Raw genomic sequence first — 16,053 nt, 5'->3', positions numbered from 1 at the left:
GATCAGACTATTTCGAGGAAGTTGGCGACCAGCGCCTGAATGAAACCGGCATCGTTGATGTGCTCGGGCCGGCGGATGAGGCGGCGCTTCGCCGTCTGGACGACGGTCCGCTCCAGCGCATCGAACAGCGCCTTGTCCGCCTCGGGGTCGTAGAAGGGCTGTCCGGGCTGGTCGATCATCGAGACTCCACCCTCCGGGATCAGCAGACGCACCGGACCTTCCATCCGGTTCAGCCGCTCGCCGATCCAGACACCCATGCGGGCGTTTTCCTCGGCCGTCGTGCGCATCAGCGTCACTTGCGGGTTGTGCGGGTAGAAGCGGCGGCTTTTGTAGTAGGCGGGGATCGTTTCCGGCGCGCCGAAGTTCACCATGTCCAAGGCGCCGCACGACACCACGTAGGGCAGCTTGGTGCGAATGATCGAGCCGAAGCGATCCTCGGTGCAGGCGAGAACGCCGCCCATCAACAGGTCGCAGACCTCAGTGGTCGAAATGTCGATCACGCCGGCGAACATCCTGGAGTCGGCCAGCTTTTCCATCGATTGACCGCCGGTGCCGGTGGCGTGGAACACCAGACAATCGTAGCGGTCGGCCAAGGCGGCGGTAACGCCCTGGACACAGGGCGTGGTGACGCCGAACATCGTCAGGCCGATGGCCGGCTTGCCGGCGGCGCTCGGCCGACGATGGTGAACGATCATGCCGGCAAGCGCGTTGGCGGCGTTGGAAAGAACCTGCTCGGAGATGCGGTTGATGCCGGAAACGTCGGTCACCGAATACATCATGCAGATGTCGGACGGGCCGACATACGGACGGACATCGCCCGACGCCATGGTGGATACCATCACCTTGGGAACGCCGACGGCGAGATCGCGCATGGCCGGCGTCACCAGCGCCGTGCCACCGGACCCGCCGGCCGAGATCAGACCGCCGAGGTCGGTGCGCGAGGTGACGAAGCGACGAAACGCCAGCGTCATCGCCGCGATGGCCGATCCACGATCGCCGGTGAAGACGGCTCCGGCCCCCTCGGGATGATGTCCGGCAACGGTCGCCGCCGAAATGTCCGCCGAAGACGCGGTATCCGTGGTGCCGAGATCCACGGTGACGGCGCGAACGCCGGCCGCCCGCAAGCAATCGGCGATGAAAGTGAGCTCCGGCCCCTTGGTGTCAAAGGTCCCCGCGACGTAAGCTACGCCCGGGCCAGCATCGGATGACGATGGCATCTAGATTTCCTCCCGAAAAGAGGCGGACTTTCCTCACCGCCCTGATTAAAAAGAACGCAAGTGCCGTGCCATGAGGCAAACCAGCAAAAATCAGGCGTTTCAGCCACGGCCGATGGGTAAAGAGGAGAAAGCTACTCAAATGTACCCGTTTTTACCCATTCGTTAATGCGCGCGCCACGAGCCGACCGAGCGCTGGCAAACCGGAAACCATGAGGGAGAGGCATGTTGAAAAGCGGGGAAATCGTCGATCGGGTCACCCGGCGTTCCAGCGGATTTCAGATCGTCTGCCCTCACTTCGCCGGCCTCAGCGCCGAAGAGGCCGACCTGGTCGGCTGCCTGCCGATCGGCGATGCCAATGGCGCCATGCTGGCGGCGGCCGGCTCGCTCGGCGATGACGACGAGGTCTATGCCGGCATCCTTGCCGCCGACCCATTTCGACCGGCCCCGATGCTCATCGGCCTGCTTCGGGAGGCGGGCGTCCGCGCGGTGATCAACCTTCCGACGGTGGCCGGGATCACCCACGGCATCGCCCAGGCCCTGAGCCATGCCGGCGCCGGCTATGCGGCGGAGTTGGCAACCCTGGCGCAGGCGGCCGAGCAGGGCCTGAACGTCATGGCCGTGGTGGTGACGGCCGAGCAGGCTCGCCTGGCGGCGGCGACGGGCATCCGTCAGATGCTCGTCTATCCGGCCGTGATCGACGGTGCTTCGTCGAACAGGAGCGACGCCGCCGCTATGGCAGAGGACGTGGTCCGGACCATCCGCCAAACCGCGCCGGGCGCCACCGTTCTGGCGTTCCGCCATCCGGACTATGGCCCCATCCTGGCCCCACTGATCGCCGCCAGCGACGGCGCCGTCGAGTGGGCGGTCAGCGGGCGCGAGGCGAAGAAGCCCACCGGCTGAAATCGCTCACTCGATCCCGTATTGGCGGATCTTGTTGTAAAGGGTCTTGCGCGACAGGCCGAGATCTTGCGCCGCGGCGCCACGCCGGAAGCGATTGCGGCGGAGCGCTTCCAGGATCCAGTCCCGCTCGTTTTCGGCAGTGACGGGGGAGGATTTGTCCTTTCCCAGCCCCTCGTTGGCGAACGCCGGGGCATGAAGCCGGGCCACCACGAGACCATCGGCCTTTTTGCCGAGCAAAGGCACCAGGTCGGAGGCGCCGATTACTTCGCCGTCCGTAAGGATCGCCGCCTGTTGCACCACATTGCGCAGCTCGCGGACATTGCCGGGCCAGGAATGACCGATCAGCAACTGATAGGCGATGTTGTCGATGACCTTGGGATTTGCGTCATGGCGAGAGGCGAAGTCCGACAGGAATTTCTGGGCCAACAGCGGAATGTCATCGATCCGCTCGGCGAGGGCGGGAACGCGGACGTCCAGCTGGCTCAGGCGAAAGAACAGATCCTCGCGGAAGCGACCGTCGGCGCTCATGGCCCTGAGGTCGCGATGCGTGGCGCACAGCACCCGGACGTTCAGGCGATGCGGCTGGTTGCTGCCGAGCCGTTCGATGACGCCGCTTTCGAGAACGCGCAACAGCTTGCCCTGCAGCGACAGATCGAGATCGCCGATCTCATCGAGGAACAACGTTCCGTCATTGGCTTCCTCGAAGCGTCCGATGCGCGACCGGTTGGCGCCGGTAAAGGCGCCGCGCTCGAACCCGAACAACTCGCTTTCCATGAGATCGCGGGGGATGGCGGCGCAGTTGACGGCGACGAACGGGCAGTCGCGCCGACGACTGCCCCGGTGAAGCGCCTGCGCCACCAGTTCCTTGCCGGTGCCGCTGGCCCCTTGGATCATCACCGTCAGATCGCTGTCGGCGAGGCGTTCGATCATGCGCACCAGTTGGGTCATCGCCGCCGATCGCCCGAACAGGCCGAACCGGCGGCCATCGCCCAGCATCTCGTTTTTCAGCGCCTCGACCTTGCGCGTCAGGCCGGCGACCGCCTTGAATGCCACGGCGGCATCGAAGACCGCCGTTTCCAGCGGAATGCGATCGAGCGTGGAGCTGGCGATATAGCCGTCGGCGTTGCTGGCCTGGCAAACCTCCGCCGCCGCCTGTGGCGTGACGATCGGCCCCCCTTCAACAAAACACAGCGTCTTGGGATTGAGCTTTCGGACCTGCCGGAACACCGCCTTCGCCTCGGCGGCCGCGCCGGCCGTGTCCTGCTTCGCCGGCTCTCCGGCAAAACCGCCGGCCGTCCAGCCGAAATTGACGCAAACGAGCCGACTGCCGGCGGCCGCCATCTCGGTCGCCTGCTGGGCCGTGCGAACGTAGGCGGCGGCGATGAGACCGGCGTCCTTCGCCGCTGAGATCAACTCGATCTCGCGCTGCCAGCCAAGGCCGGCCCGGGCCATCCGGGCCCGCGCTTCATCGTCGAGCAGAATGACGCTGGGGAAGTTGATGACCCCATCGAACCCCCATGACGCGACTTGTCGGACGAGGGCCGGAATATCGGTGCGCGGATCGATGGTCGACGCGCCAAACAGCACCGGGACGTCGACGCGCCCCAGTATCTCGGCCCTAGCGAAGTCCGCCACGAAGGCATTGCTTTCGTGGATGGGAAGCATCGAGATGACCGACGGCGCGCCCATGACCCGAACCCGCCCGGCACTCAGCGCCAGGATGAAATCGGCGCCACCGCGCACGGCCGAGCGCGCCACCAGTCCCGCTCCGATCGCCGCCCCCATGGCAAACCGTCCGGAGGAACCGATCAGCGGACGCTCCTGAGCCAGCCGCTTCGGCAAGGAGGCAATGACCTCCTCGCGTGCCACGCCGACATCGCTCGAGCGCTTCACCATGACCAACCCCACCCTTGGCGGCAGCACAAACGACACGGCAATCGAAAATGCCGGTCACGGCCGCCGCTTCCGTCCCTCCCAGGACGGCGGCCTCCGTCCATCGCAACCTCATTCTTCCGTCATGGCGTTTTGTTTGTCCAGCCGAAGCCATCGTTCTTGCGATGGCCTAAGTCCGGCTTGGCGGCCGATCCGATAGACGCCGCGCGCTCTTGGAGCATCGCCCGGCTGCCCCGGGGGCGCTTTCAAATCCCGGACAAGCTGGGCTTGCTCTCGGCCCGAGCTGGAGCCTTCTCTTGAAGGCATCCGACCCCGGCCAAGGTCGCCCTCACGGCCTCGTCGAGCGGCGTGCGCGGTTCGCCACCGAGGGTCGCCACCAGTTTGGCGTTGTCTAGCCGGACCGGCTGTTCCCAGAGGTACTTCATCTCCATCAGCTCCCTCAGGGTCGTCACGAAGGGCGAAGCAAGGCGCAACAGCCACCAGGGCATGGGCTTGACGGCCATGAACGGGTCATCGAGCGCGCGACGGATCGCCTCGGTCATCGCCGTGCCCGTGGCATCCCAATGCCCTTCCATGTGGAAGGTGGCGAAAGCGTCGAGGCCGTCGTGCTCGGCGAGGCGAACCATGATGTCCGCCACGTCCGGCAGATAGGCCCATTGATGACCGGTGCCGCGCTTGCCGGGATAGCTGATCGACCGGGGGCGGCTGCCGGGCTTCACCAGACCCTGGCTGAACCAGTTGTTGGCCGCCTTGGGGCCGAAGAAATCGCCGGCCCGGACGATCAGCACCTTGGCCTCGCCGCTCTCTGTGGCCTGTCTCAGCCGCCGCTCCATTTCGACGCGGATCTTGCCCTTGCGGGTCAGGGCGTTCTGCGGCGCGGTCTCAGCAATCACCGGAAAGGCGTCGGGGCCGTAGTTGTAGACGGTGCCGGGCAGGATGATGCGGGCGCCATTGGCCTTGGCGGCGGCAATGGTGTTGTCCAGCATCGGCAGCACCAGCTTGTCCCAGTCGCGATAGCCGGGCGGGTTGACGGCGTGGACGATCAGCGACACGCCCTCGGCCGCTGCCATGACGTCGGCCGCCGCCATCGCGTCGCCCTTGATCCAGGTGACGCGGCCGTCCTTGCCGGCACGCTCCGGGTTGCGGTTGAGCGCCCGCACCTGCCAGCCACTTGAGACCAGCCGGGAAGCAACCTCGCCACCGATACCGCCGGTAGCGCCGAGAACCAGTGCGATCTTGCTATTCATGTCCGTCTCCATCGGTTGATGACGTGAAGATGGGCTTTCCTAGATATAAACGAAATTGCCTATAAAAGTTCATATGCTATACGGAAATAGATGAAGCAAGAACCGAGCTGGGATCTCTACCGCACCTTCAACGCCGTGCTCAGCGAGGGATCGCTGTCCGGCGCGGCGCGGGCGCTTGGCCTGACGCAGCCGAGCATTGCCCGCCACATCGACGCGCTGGAAGAAGCGGTCGGCACCCCGCTGTTCCTGCGCACCGCGCGCGGCCTCTCCCCCACCGACGCGGCGATGGAGCTAAAACCCTTCGCCGACCTGATGGCCTCCACCAGCGCCGCGCTGCGGCGCACCGCCGAGGGCCGGATCGGCCAGGTGGACGGCACGGTGAGGATCAGCGCCAGCGAGGTGGTCGGCATCGTTCACCTACCGGCCATCCTGACGAGGCTGCGCCGGCGCTATCGGGCGTTGACCATCGAACTCACGCTGTCCAACGCCGTCGACGACCTTCTGAAGCGCAAGGCCGATATCGCCATCCGCATGGTCCGCCCCGAGCAACAGGCGCTCTTGGCCAAGCGCGTCGGCGTCTTTCCGGTGGGCTTGCACGCCCACCAGGACTATCTCACCCAGCGTGGCGTGCCGACGAGCCTCGACGATCTCGGACGCCACGACCTGATCGGCTATGACACGGAAACGCCGGCGATCCGGGCCGTTGCCCAGCGCTATCCGGCGCTCGGCCGCGGCAACTTTGCCCTGCGCGTCGACAGCGACGTCGCCCAGCTCGCCGCCATCCGCGCCGGCTTCGGCATCGGCATCTGCCAGACCACCATCGCCGAGGCCGACCCCAACCTTCGGCGCGTGCTGCCCGACGCCTTCAGCCTCGATCTGGAGACCTGGGTGGTGATGCACGAAGACCTCAGCGGCAGCCTCCGCTGCCGGGCGGTGTTCGATGTTCTGGTGACTGAGCTGACAGTGCTGGCGCGGCGCTGAAGCCTAGAGCCACTCCAGCAAAAGTGGGAACCGGTTTTGCGTTCGGAGTTGCGTAAAAACAAAAGGCTAGAGCATGTTGGCGAACCAAAGTTCGCCGGACATACTCTAGTGGAGCGAATTTGACATTTGAGTCCCGCCTGACATAACGCTCGCGGTCAAATGTAAAATTCAAAAATTCAACTAGAAACAATAACTTGCTAGTGGTTCTTATGACTCCGACATTTGCTCCGAGGCCGATATCAGGCGGATGCAAATGTCGGAGTCGAACCACTAGCGATCGAACGCGCATCCAGCCCCGCGCCAACCTGGAACCTTCTCACTGCACCAAAAACAGGACTACACCGTACAGTATAGTTTGTTAAACGATCGACCCTATCCTGCCCCAGGCGTCGCCGCTCCGGCGACACCCTTCCAGACAGTGAAATCCGCAAAGAAGGTGGATGAGATGGGGGCTGTGAAGAAGCGTGGCGGAGGCGGAGGGGGCCATGGCGGCGCGCCATGGGTCATCACATTTGCCGATCTCAGCAGCCTTTTGATGGCGCTGTTCGTGATGATCGTTTCCTTCTCCAACCAGGACGAGCAGAAGCTGAAGGAAGCCGCCGGCTCGATGCGCGACGCCTTCGGCTACCAATCGGTACAGCGCCCGGCCGGCATGATCGAGCAGAACGGCCTGCCCGAGCGGAAGCACCTGCGCAACGTTCAGCCGATGTCGTTGTCCGACGCGGTGGAGTTCGCCAGCGACTTCAACGACCAGTATGAAAAGCAGGGGCCGGAGGTGAATACCAACCGGTTCGAGAAGGCCGCCGAAAGCAAGCCGCGCGACTATCTCACCGCTTCGGAATCGCTGCGCCAGGTGCTACAAGACCTGCCGGACTACGCCGAACTGTCCAAGCAGGTCATCCTCGCCATCGCCAACGACGGCCTGCATATCTCGATCATCGATCAGGATGGCCGGCCGATGTTCGCCGCCCAGTCGCGCGAACCGACCGATCGCATGAAGATCCTGTTGTCGCGCATCGCGCCGGTCATCCAGCAGATGCCGGGACGACTGCGGGTGGTCGGGCACACGGAATCCGCCGGAGGCCTGTCGATCGCCGGCGGAGCGGCATGGCAACTGTCGGCCGACCGGGCCATATCGGCCGCCGGCATCCTCGGCAGTTTCGGCCTTGGGCCCGGCAGCCTGGCCGAAGTCACCGGCGTCGCCGACAAGGACCCGTTGTTTGCCGACGACCCCTTCCTGTCAGGCAATCGCCGCATCGAGCTTGTGGTGCTCAAGCAAGTGCCCGCGTTGCCGAGCGCGCAGGAAGCGTTTCCGCCGAACATCCAATGACGCCCGACGCAGAAAGCAAAACGGTGGTTACTGGCGCCAGGACTCAGACTGGATGAAGCCGGCGAGTTGGTCGGCGGGCATGGGAAGCGCCAGTCCGAAGCCTTGCAACAGGTCGCACTTCAGCATGTGCAACCAATAGGCGTGATCCTTGGTTTCGACCCCTTCGCCGACCACCGTCACCCCCAGCGAATGCCCCATCTCGATGATGGCGCCGATCAGCGAGCGGCGCTCGGCGGAGGTCGGAATGGTGCTGATGAGCTGGCGATCGATCTTGATGACGTCCGGCCTCAAATGCAGCAAGCTGGTGATCGACGCGTGACCGCTGCCGAAGTCGTCGATCTCAATCCCGATGCCAGCCTCTCGAATATGCGCGATGTTGATGGCGACCTGCTCCTCCAACTCGTCGAGGAAGATCGACTCGAGAAGTTCGAACGACAACGAGCACCGCTGGGCCGGCAAGGTACTTAGCAGTTCCGCCAAGTGCGGATCGCGCAGCCGGCCGGCCGAGACATTGACCGAGCACTTGGGGATGTGGATGCCGGACAGTTCGAGCCGCTGGCAATCGGCGATCGCCTTTTCGAGGATGATGCCGTCGATCTCGCTCAGAATGCCGAGTTCGTCGGCGATGACGATGAAATTGTCGGGCGTCAGGATGCCGCGTTCGGGGTGCTGCCAGCGCGCCAGAGCCTCAATGCCGGTGATCTCCAGTGACCCGGCCCGAAACTGCAGCTGGTAGTACGGCTTGAACTCGTCGCGTTCGAGGCCGCGTAGGATGTCGTCGGAGATCTGCTTGGTCAGAATCATGCGGTCGTGCGATTCGCGCCGGAAATACGCCCAGCGGTTCTTGCCCTCGCTCTTGGCGCAGTAGAGGCCGATGTCGGCATTGAGCAGCAGCTGCTGCGGATCGATGTCCTTGCCGACGCCAACGGCGACGCCGATGCTGGCGCCGAAACGGCAGTCGTAGCCATGCACGGTCACCGGCCGGCGCAGAACCTCGACGAGCCGCGTTGCCATGGCTTCGAGCGAGGGGAAATCGCCGTCGAACAGGCGGACCATCACGAACTCGTCGCCGCCGATGCGGAAGATCTGGCCGTCGCCCCCCGCCTCGTCTTGCAACAGTCGACCGACATGTTGCAGCACTGCATCGCCGACGCTGTGGCCGAAGGTGTCGTTGATCTGCTTGAAGCGGTCGAGATCGATATGCAGGATGGCGAGGCCGTGTTCACAGTCGAAACCTTGGGCAGCCAGTACCGACATGCGCTGATCGAGAAAGCGGCGGTTCGGCAATTCCGTGAGCGGGTCGAGCATGGCAATGCGCTCGATCTCCGCCTTCGCAATTTCGAGTTCGCGGTTGCGGGCCTCGGCCAATGTCTTGGCTCGCTCGAGATCGAGGCGCAGCAGGATGTCGTCGGTCTCGTCCCAGTTGACGCCGATCATTCGCTTGCTGCCGTCGACATCGATGAAGGGCAGCGTGCGCGTCCGGATATGGCGAACGCTGCCATCGGGCCGGATGATCCGAAACTGGTTGCCGTAAGGTGTGAGCCTTGCGATGTGGTCATCGATGGCCTTGAGAACGCGATCGCGATCCTCGGGGTGCAGCATGCTCTCCCATAGGTCGCCAAACTTGATCCGCTGGTCGTTGGTAACGCCATAGATCGCCCGCGTCGGTGCGTCCCAGTTGGTGTATCCGGTACTGAAATCGGCATCGAAGACGCCAATTCGCGACGCTTCCATGGCCAGTTGCAGGCGGCTCGTCGCGAGTGATAGCCGCTCCTCGGCCAACTTGCGTTCGGTGATGTCGATATCCGAGCCGATAATGCGGACGACTTTGCCGTCGACCCTCTGCGCGCACGAGCCGCGACACTCGATCCAGATCCAGCGGCCGTCGCTATGCTTCCAGCGATACTCGTACCGACATTCCCGGAAATCGGCGAGTTGCTGGAGAGCGTACTGTTCCATCACATGCGCACGGTCGCTCGGATGGATCAACTTGAGGATATCATCGTGTTTGGTCGGGGTCGGATCGCCCGGCCGCAACCCACGGATCTGGTACCACATGTCCGAGAAGGTGTTGACGCGCGAAACAAGATCGGCGTCCCAGATGCCGATCTTTGCCGCGCCCATCGCTTCGCTCCAGCCTTGGGCAAGGTCTGCCAACCCCTGGGCGCGTGTCGTCAGATCGTCGATTTCGCACAGCTGAGCAACCAGGTGCAACCGATCCGATGGCGTACCGATCCGGCGAGGAACATAGAAGGCAGCGCGGAACCAGCGCGGGCGGCCCCCGAGCAGGCGCAGGCAGAGGTCCATCTGCCGTGTCTTCTGAGGATTGGCCTTGAGGGCGGCAAAACAGGCGGCAAGCGGGGCATGTGTTTCGACGGGCGCGAGGCTATCGAGACGACAGCCGACCACCGTTGCCGCGACCACGTCAAAGGTCTTCAGGAACAGGCCGTTAACGTCGAGGATCAGGCCGGCTTCATCCAGGCAAACCGCGGGAAACGCCGGGTCATGAAGCCATCCGTCAAAATCGGACGATAATCCATCTAGGCTGGAACGTTCATCAGCGATGAATTTCACGTTGTCCTCAACCCTCGGCTTAGGAGAGGTCAACAGTATGCTCATTGCGTGAATACACAGTAAACTGCAAAATCGTGAGAAAAAGCGCCAAATATGCCTAGGCTAGTCGAAACCGAGCGGTTCAGTCGATCCACGCTCTGCATAGCACGCGGCGCATGAATGCGCCGAAAACTGCGAGAGTAACAAATTGTTTCCAGCCTAATGATCGCAATAACCGTACTGATCCGATCCTGAACACTCGGCTTTACAATGAAAAACGGCGGACCTTTCGGCCCGCCGTCGTGTTGTCTGTCTCTCGGCTTTCTCAGTTGTCGAGGAAGCTGCGCAGTTTGCGGCTGCGGCTCGGATGCTTGAGCTTGCGGAGCGCCTTGGCCTCGATCTGGCGGATACGCTCGCGCGTCACCGAGAACTGCTGGCCGACTTCTTCCAGCGTGTGGTCGGTGTTCATGCCGATGCCGAAGCGCATGCGCAGCACGCGCTCCTCGCGCGGGGTCAGCGAAGCGAGCACCCGCGTCGTCGTTTCGCGCAGGTTCGACTGGATCGCCGCGTCGATCGGCAGGATGGCGTTCTTGTCCTCGATGAAGTCGCCGAGATGGCTGTCTTCCTCGTCGCCGATCGGCGTTTCCAAGGAGATCGGCTCCTTGGCGATCTTCAGGACCTTGCGCACCTTTTCCAGCGGCATCGCCAGCTTCTCGGCCAGCTCTTCCGGGGTCGGCTCGCGGCCGATCTCATGCAGCATCTGGCGCGACGTGCGGACGATCTTGTTGATCGTCTCGATCATGTGCACCGGGATACGGATGGTACGCGCCTGGTCGGCGATCGAGCGGGTGATCGCCTGCCGGATCCACCATGTGGCGTAGGTCGAGAACTTGTAGCCCCGGCGGTACTCGAACTTGTCGACCGCCTTCATCAGGCCGATGTTGCCTTCCTGGATCAGGTCGAGGAACTGCAGGCCGCGGTTGGTGTACTTCTTGGCGATGGAGATGACGAGGCGCAGGTTGGCCTCCACCATTTCCTTCTTGGCGATGCGCGCTTCCTTCTCGCCCTTCTGGACGAGGTGGACGATGCGGCGGAACTCGCCGGGCTCAAGGCCGGTCTCCGAGGACAGCGTCTGGATGGTCTGACGCAGCTCGCGGATGTCTTCCTTCTCCTTGGCGACGAATTCCTTCCAGCCCTTGGAGGCCAGGGATGCGACGCGGCGGATCCAGTTGGGATCGAGTTCGGATGCCTGGTACTGGCGCAGGAAGTCCTCGCGGCCGACGCCATAGCTTTCGGCGAGGCGCAGGAGCTTGCCCTCGTAGCCCATCAGCTTCCTGTTGATGTCGTAGAGCTGCTCGACCAACGCCTCGATGCGCGCCGCGTTGAGGGAGAGCGACTTGACGTCTTCCTGGATCTCTTCCTCGAGCTTCTTGTAGCGGCGCTCCTGCGACGGGCTGAGCGTGGTGTTCTTGAGCCGGTTCTCGACGTGCTGCTCCTGCAGCCGGCGCAGCTTCTTGAAGTTCTCGGCGATGCGGTCGAAGGTCTCCAGCACCTTGGGCTTCAGCTCGGCTTCCATGGCCGACAGCGACACGTTGTTCTCCATGTCGTCTTCGTCGGACATTTCGCCTTCCGGCAACTCGCCCTCGGGCCGTTCCTCGCCGTCTTCGCCGCGCGGAGCGGGCGTCCCTTCGGCGGGCTCGGCACCCTCTTCCACGCCTTCGCCGCCCTCTCCGCCTTCGGCAAAGGGCATAGCGCCATTCTTGCCGTCCGGTCCGGCATAGGTCGCTTCGAGGTCGATGATGTCGCGCAGGAGGATCTTGCCCTCGTTGAGCTCGTCACGCCAGAAGATGATGGCCTGGAAGGTCAGCGGACTCTCGCAAAGACCGGCGATCATCGCCTCGCGGCCGGCCTCTATGCGCTTGGCGATGGCGATTTCGCCCTCGCGGCTCAGAAGCTCCACCGAACCCATCTCGCGCAGATACATGCGCACCGGATCGTCGGTGCGGTCGGTCGGCTCGCGGGTCGTGGTGGTCTTGGCGACGGCGGTGCCGGTCGTTTCGGCGACCTCGCCCTCTTCCTCGGACGGGCTCTCATCGACGGCGGGGGCCTCCTCGGCCTCCTCGGAATCGACGACGTTGATGCCCATGTCCGAGAGCATCGCGTAAATGTCTTCGATCTGGTCGGACGAATTCTGGTCCGACGGCAGCACTTCGTTTAGTTCGTCATAGGTCACATACCCGCGCTTCTTGGCGAGCTTGATCATCCGCTTGACGGCGGCATCGCTGAGGTCGAGAAGCGGCCCATCCGGCCCTTCGGCGCCAGCTTCCTGGACTTCGTCGTTTTCGGTGGCCTTCGTTGCCATAGTCATCTCCGCCGTCCGCCGGGCCATTACGCCTTGCGTCTTTGCTCGCTCAACTCGCCACGAGGCCAAAAGGTCCCGATGCGCGGCTCGCGCTACCAATACGGGCGAGGCCTTAAGCCCAACTTAACCCTGACGTTTCTGAAAACGCACGGCATCGTTGAGGCCATAGCCGAATAGGCGGGCCGCTGCCGACCCGCCGAAAATCCCCGGAGAGGTGTATTTAGCGGCGCAAACAGATTCCGCAAGGGTGATTCGATCGAGAATCTTTAGAATCAAGATTGATTCGGCGAATCAGGTCGATTTCCACAAGGCCGGCTGCGACGAAGGCCCACCCGTGGTGGCGTCGCGGATGGCTTTCGCCTCCTCGGCCAATTCCTGTTCGCGGCGGATCAGCTCCTCGCGGCGACGATTGAGGTCGCGAGTCAGCTCGTAAATATAGGCGGTGAAGCTCTCGTCGGTCTCGGCCGTCACCGTTTTCATGTCGCGTTCGATGTCGGCGGTCAGCGCCCTCAGGCATAACCGCTCGAGCAGCAGGTCGAAGCAGGTCTCGACAAAGCTCTCCGGCGGATGAAAGCGCAGGATCGGCAGCCGCTCCCTGAGCTTGTGACCACGGCCGATGCTGACGCCGTCCTCGCGCTTCATCTCGTCGCCGTGCACCTCGTTGAGCACGAAGTAGAAGCGGGCATCGAGCCCCTCATAGAAATCCGACACCGAGTTGGCGTCGAAGTCGACGGCGATCCGATAGAGCGCCCGCTTGAAGTCCTCGAGCGGCGCCACGTGGAAATCCAGCCGGGCCAGCCGCTCCATGTTGGTTTCATAGAGGTCGGGATATTCGACCGCGAGGCCGAGCAGCACCCGTTCGATATTGGCAAGATCCGGCTCGGTGGGCGGCCGCATCTCGGCCGAGACGGCAAGACCCTGCCCTTCCCGTCGCCCATCGCGCCGATCGCCACCCCGGAAGTCGCCTCTTCCCTCGCCCCGGCCTTCGCTTCGGAACTCGCCCCGACCCTCACCTCGAAAATCGCCGCGCCCCTCGCCGCCCCTGGCGCGCCGGTCGTGGCTCCAGAACAGCTCCGACATGTTGACGCGCAACGCCAGCCGATAGCGGCGCGCCACCCGCTCGTCCTTGATCAGCCGGACCAGCTCGTCGATGCGCGCTTCCAGCGCCGCCTTCCGCTCGGGCGTGTCGACGCGGGCGTCGGCCGCCTCGCGGTCCCACAGCACTTCCGACAGGGGCCGGGCCTTGGCCACCTCGGCGAGGAAGGCGTCGGCGCCACCGGCGCGCACGATGTCATCGGGGTCCTGGCCACCCGGCAGGAAGCAGAAGTTGAAGGAATAGCCGCTGCGGAGCGCCGGCAATATGCGATCGATCGCCCGGTGGGCGGCCGACACGCCGGCCTTGTCGCCATCAAAGCAGATCACCGGCTCGGCGGCGAACCGCCACAGGCGGGCGATGTGGTCCTCGGTGAACGCGGTGCCCAAAGCGGCGGTGACGTTGCGGATGCCGGCCTGATAGACCGAGATGGCGTCCATATAGCCCTCGGTGACGATGATCGTCCCCGATTTGTGCGCCGCCTCGCGCGCCCGGTGGACGTTGAACAGCATCGTCCCCTTGTGAAAGAGCGGCGTCTCCGGCGAATTGAGGTATTTCGGCTGTCCCTCCGGATCGAGCGTGCGACCGCCAAAGGCGACGACGCGGCCGCGCTCGTCGTGGATCGGGATCATCAGCCGGCCGCGGAAGCGATCGTAGGCGGGGCGGCCGTCCTCCGGCTTGATCAAGAGGCCAGCGGCGACGGCCGTCTCTTCCTTGACGTCGTTCTGGATCAGGTGGCGCTTCAGGCCGTCGCGGTCGTCCGGCGCGTAGCCGAAACGGAACTCGATCGACGTCCTCTCGAGGATGCCGCGCTTCAGCATGTAGTCGCGGGCCGGCTTGCCCTCGGGCGAGCGCAGCTTCTGCTCGAAGAACTTGGCGGCGATCTCGCAGGCGCCGGCCAGATCGACGCGCACCGCCTCGCGTTCGCGATCGCGCGGGTCGGGCTTGGGCAGTGTGACGCCCGCTTCCTCGGCCAGCCGCTCGACGGCCTCCGGGAAGGTCAGCCCCTCGGTCTCGGTCAGGAACTTGAAGTGGTCGCCGGTCGCCCCGCAGCCGAAGCAGTGGTAGATGCCGCGCCGGTCATCGCAGTGGAAGGACGACGTCTTCTCTTTATGGAACGGGCAGCAGGCCCAGAAATCGCCGCGCGCCGGCTGGCTCTTGCGCTTGTCATAGGTGACGCGCCGCCCCACCACCTGGCTGATCGGCAGCCGGGCCCGGATCTGATCGAGAAGGGATGGTTCAAAGCGCATGCCGCCATATACTCAGACGTGACGGCCGAATGCAAAGCTTCGGCGAACTCCGACGCCCCAGCCTGGCCGTCGGCCATATTTTCACGCCATCTTGCGAAGACGCCGCCATCCTGAGCAGATAGCGTCACAAACTGCGCGTAGCGAATCCAACATCGTTCCGGGAGCTCCGATGTACACTGCATTCTACGAAGCCCATCGCGGCTTCGCCATGCTCGGCTGCCTCACCACCGTGCTGTGGGCGGCCCTCGCTCTCCTGCCGACACTTCGAAGGCAGTCGCCGTCCCGCCTTTGGCGGCCGGCCTATATCACCGCCATGGCCACCACCGGCCTTTCGGGCATCACCGGCCTCGTCGTTCTCTGGATGGGCAACTGGCTGACCTTCGTCTTCCCCTGGCTGGGCCTGCTCGCCGTGGCGCTGCATGGCCTCGCCGGTGTGCGCGGCCGCAAGGCGCTCGCCCTTGGTGCCAGCGGCCCGCTTGCCATCGCCCTTCTCGTCCAGGTCGTCACGCTGATCGCCATCTATGGCCTGATGACCGTCAAACCCTTCTAACCCGCCAAGGATCGTCCAAATGACCAATGCCCTGTTCGACTTGCCGCTCACCACGCTCGACGGCGAGCCCACCACGCTGAAGCCCTGGCTCGGCAAGGTGCTGCTCCTCGTCAACACCGCCTCCAAGTGCGGCCTGACGCCGCAGTATGAGGGCCTCGTCAGCCTCTACAACCACTACAAGGATCGCGGCCTCGTGGTCCTCGGCTTCCCAGCCAACGACTTTGCCGGCCAGGAGCCGGGCACCGACGCCGAGATCGCCACTTTCTGCTCGACGACCTTCGGCGTCGACTTCCCGATGTTCTCCAAGATCGCGGTGACCGGCTCGGACAAGCACCCGCTCTACAAGGCGCTGATTGCCGAAAAGCCCGAAGCCCGTACCCTGCCCGGCACCGATTTCCGCGCCGCCCTCGTCGGCTACGGCATCACGCCCACCGAGGCGCCGGAAGTGCTCTGGAACTTCGAGAAATTCCTGATCGGCCGCGACGGCACCGTCATCGACCGCTTCTCGCCCGACACCACGCCCGAGGCGGAGATCGTCGTCGAGGCGGTCGAAAAGGCGCTTTAGGACAATTCAGCCGGGCTTGATTTATAGCACTGAGTGCCATAGATTAAGCCCGCTTGCGAAAGTGAGCCCCAGTTGGGCACCACACCAACGGAGAGCGAAATGTCGCGGCTTC

11 protein-coding genes are annotated in these 16,053 nt (G+C 64.1%); 5 read left to right on the top strand and 6 right to left on the bottom strand.

All coding sequences use genetic code 11. The features are described 5' to 3' along the window. Positions 1 to 2: 2 nt before the first annotated feature. Entirely contained in the window at positions 3 to 1,217 is a 1,215-nt protein-coding gene (locus AB6N07_RS06795; protein ID WP_370677047.1) for a Tm-1-like ATP-binding domain-containing protein, read from the bottom strand. Between the two features lie 222 nt (positions 1,218 to 1,439). On the opposite strand from AB6N07_RS06795, the gene AB6N07_RS06790 reads away from it, so the two are divergent. Further along, entirely contained in the window at positions 1,440 to 2,117 is a 678-nt protein-coding gene (locus AB6N07_RS06790; RefSeq protein WP_370677046.1) for a phosphoenolpyruvate hydrolase family protein, read from the top strand. Positions 2,118 to 2,123: 6 nt separating this feature from the next. On the opposite strand, the gene AB6N07_RS06785 is transcribed toward AB6N07_RS06790, so the two are convergent. After that, the gene (locus AB6N07_RS06785; RefSeq protein WP_370677045.1) at positions 2,124 to 4,013 is read right to left on the bottom strand and encodes a phosphoenolpyruvate hydrolase family protein; all 1,890 of its coding nucleotides are present in this window, start codon (positions 4,011 to 4,013) and stop codon (positions 2,124 to 2,126) included. 242 nt (positions 4,014 to 4,255) lie between these two features. Further along, positions 4,256 to 5,257, bottom strand: a complete 1,002-nt coding sequence (locus AB6N07_RS06780; RefSeq protein WP_370677044.1) for an NAD(P)H-binding protein — start codon at positions 5,255 to 5,257, stop codon at positions 4,256 to 4,258. A gap of 90 nt (positions 5,258 to 5,347) precedes the next feature. On the opposite strand from AB6N07_RS06780, the gene AB6N07_RS06775 reads away from it, so the two are divergent. Then, positions 5,348 to 6,238, top strand: a complete 891-nt coding sequence (locus AB6N07_RS06775; protein WP_370677043.1) for a LysR family transcriptional regulator — start codon at positions 5,348 to 5,350, stop codon at positions 6,236 to 6,238. Positions 6,239 to 6,683: 445 nt separating this feature from the next. After that, positions 6,684 to 7,568 (top strand): flagellar motor protein MotB, encoded by an 885-nt coding sequence (locus AB6N07_RS06770; RefSeq protein ID WP_370677042.1) that lies wholly within the window; start codon positions 6,684 to 6,686, stop codon positions 7,566 to 7,568. Positions 7,569 to 7,595: 27 nt separating this feature from the next. On the opposite strand, the gene AB6N07_RS06765 is transcribed toward AB6N07_RS06770, so the two are convergent. From AB6N07_RS06765 to dnaG, 3 genes are all read right to left on the bottom strand, one after another. Next, positions 7,596 to 10,142 (bottom strand): EAL domain-containing protein, encoded by a 2,547-nt coding sequence (locus tag AB6N07_RS06765; RefSeq protein WP_370677041.1) that lies wholly within the window; start codon positions 10,140 to 10,142, stop codon positions 7,596 to 7,598. A 304-nt stretch (positions 10,143 to 10,446) separates the two neighbouring features. Further along, positions 10,447 to 12,483 (bottom strand): RNA polymerase sigma factor RpoD, encoded by a 2,037-nt coding sequence (rpoD, locus tag AB6N07_RS06760; RefSeq protein ID WP_370677040.1) that lies wholly within the window; start codon positions 12,481 to 12,483, stop codon positions 10,447 to 10,449. A 291-nt stretch (positions 12,484 to 12,774) separates the two neighbouring features. After that, positions 12,775 to 14,826, bottom strand: coding sequence for a DNA primase (gene dnaG, locus AB6N07_RS06755; RefSeq protein WP_370677039.1), 2,052 nt, complete (start codon positions 14,824 to 14,826; stop codon positions 12,775 to 12,777). Between the two features lie 169 nt (positions 14,827 to 14,995). Between dnaG and AB6N07_RS06750 the strand changes: the two genes are divergently transcribed. Together AB6N07_RS06750 and AB6N07_RS06745 are read left to right on the top strand one after the other, a co-directional pair. Further along, positions 14,996 to 15,376, top strand: a complete 381-nt coding sequence (locus AB6N07_RS06750; RefSeq protein ID WP_370677038.1) for a hypothetical protein — start codon at positions 14,996 to 14,998, stop codon at positions 15,374 to 15,376. A 19-nt stretch (positions 15,377 to 15,395) separates the two neighbouring features. Then, positions 15,396 to 15,941: a glutathione peroxidase gene (locus AB6N07_RS06745; RefSeq protein WP_370677037.1), complete on the top strand. Its 546-nt coding sequence runs from the start codon at positions 15,396 to 15,398 to the stop codon at positions 15,939 to 15,941. The last annotated feature ends 112 nt before the right edge of the window (positions 15,942 to 16,053 follow it).

This window comes from Pleomorphomonas sp. PLEO, assembly GCF_041320595.1.
Taxonomy (GTDB): domain Bacteria; phylum Pseudomonadota; class Alphaproteobacteria; order Rhizobiales; family Pleomorphomonadaceae; genus Pleomorphomonas.
Note: the sequence above shows the minus strand (reverse complement) of the source record. Positions and strands in the feature narration are given on the sequence as shown.

Excerpts from the sequence above, each read along its gene's own strand:
- AB6N07_RS06795 (WP_370677047.1), bottom strand. The coding sequence starts at position 1,217 with ATGCCATCGTCATCCGATGCTGGCCCGGGCGTAGCTTACGTCGCGGGG.
- AB6N07_RS06790 (WP_370677046.1), top strand. The coding sequence starts at position 1,440 with ATGTTGAAAAGCGGGGAAATCGTCGATCGGGTCACCCGGCGTTCCAGC.
- AB6N07_RS06785 (WP_370677045.1), bottom strand. The coding sequence starts at position 4,013 with ATGGTGAAGCGCTCGAGCGATGTCGGCGTGGCACGCGAGGAGGTCATT.
- AB6N07_RS06780 (WP_370677044.1), bottom strand. The coding sequence starts at position 5,257 with ATGAATAGCAAGATCGCACTGGTTCTCGGCGCTACCGGCGGTATCGGT.
- AB6N07_RS06775 (WP_370677043.1), top strand. The coding sequence starts at position 5,348 with ATGAAGCAAGAACCGAGCTGGGATCTCTACCGCACCTTCAACGCCGTG.
- AB6N07_RS06770 (WP_370677042.1), top strand. The coding sequence starts at position 6,684 with ATGGGGGCTGTGAAGAAGCGTGGCGGAGGCGGAGGGGGCCATGGCGGC.
- rpoD (WP_370677040.1), bottom strand. The coding sequence starts at position 12,483 with ATGGCAACGAAGGCCACCGAAAACGACGAAGTCCAGGAAGCTGGCGCC.
- dnaG (WP_370677039.1), bottom strand. The coding sequence starts at position 14,826 with ATGCGCTTTGAACCATCCCTTCTCGATCAGATCCGGGCCCGGCTGCCG.
- AB6N07_RS06750 (WP_370677038.1), top strand. The coding sequence starts at position 14,996 with ATGTACACTGCATTCTACGAAGCCCATCGCGGCTTCGCCATGCTCGGC.
- AB6N07_RS06745 (WP_370677037.1), top strand. The coding sequence starts at position 15,396 with ATGACCAATGCCCTGTTCGACTTGCCGCTCACCACGCTCGACGGCGAG.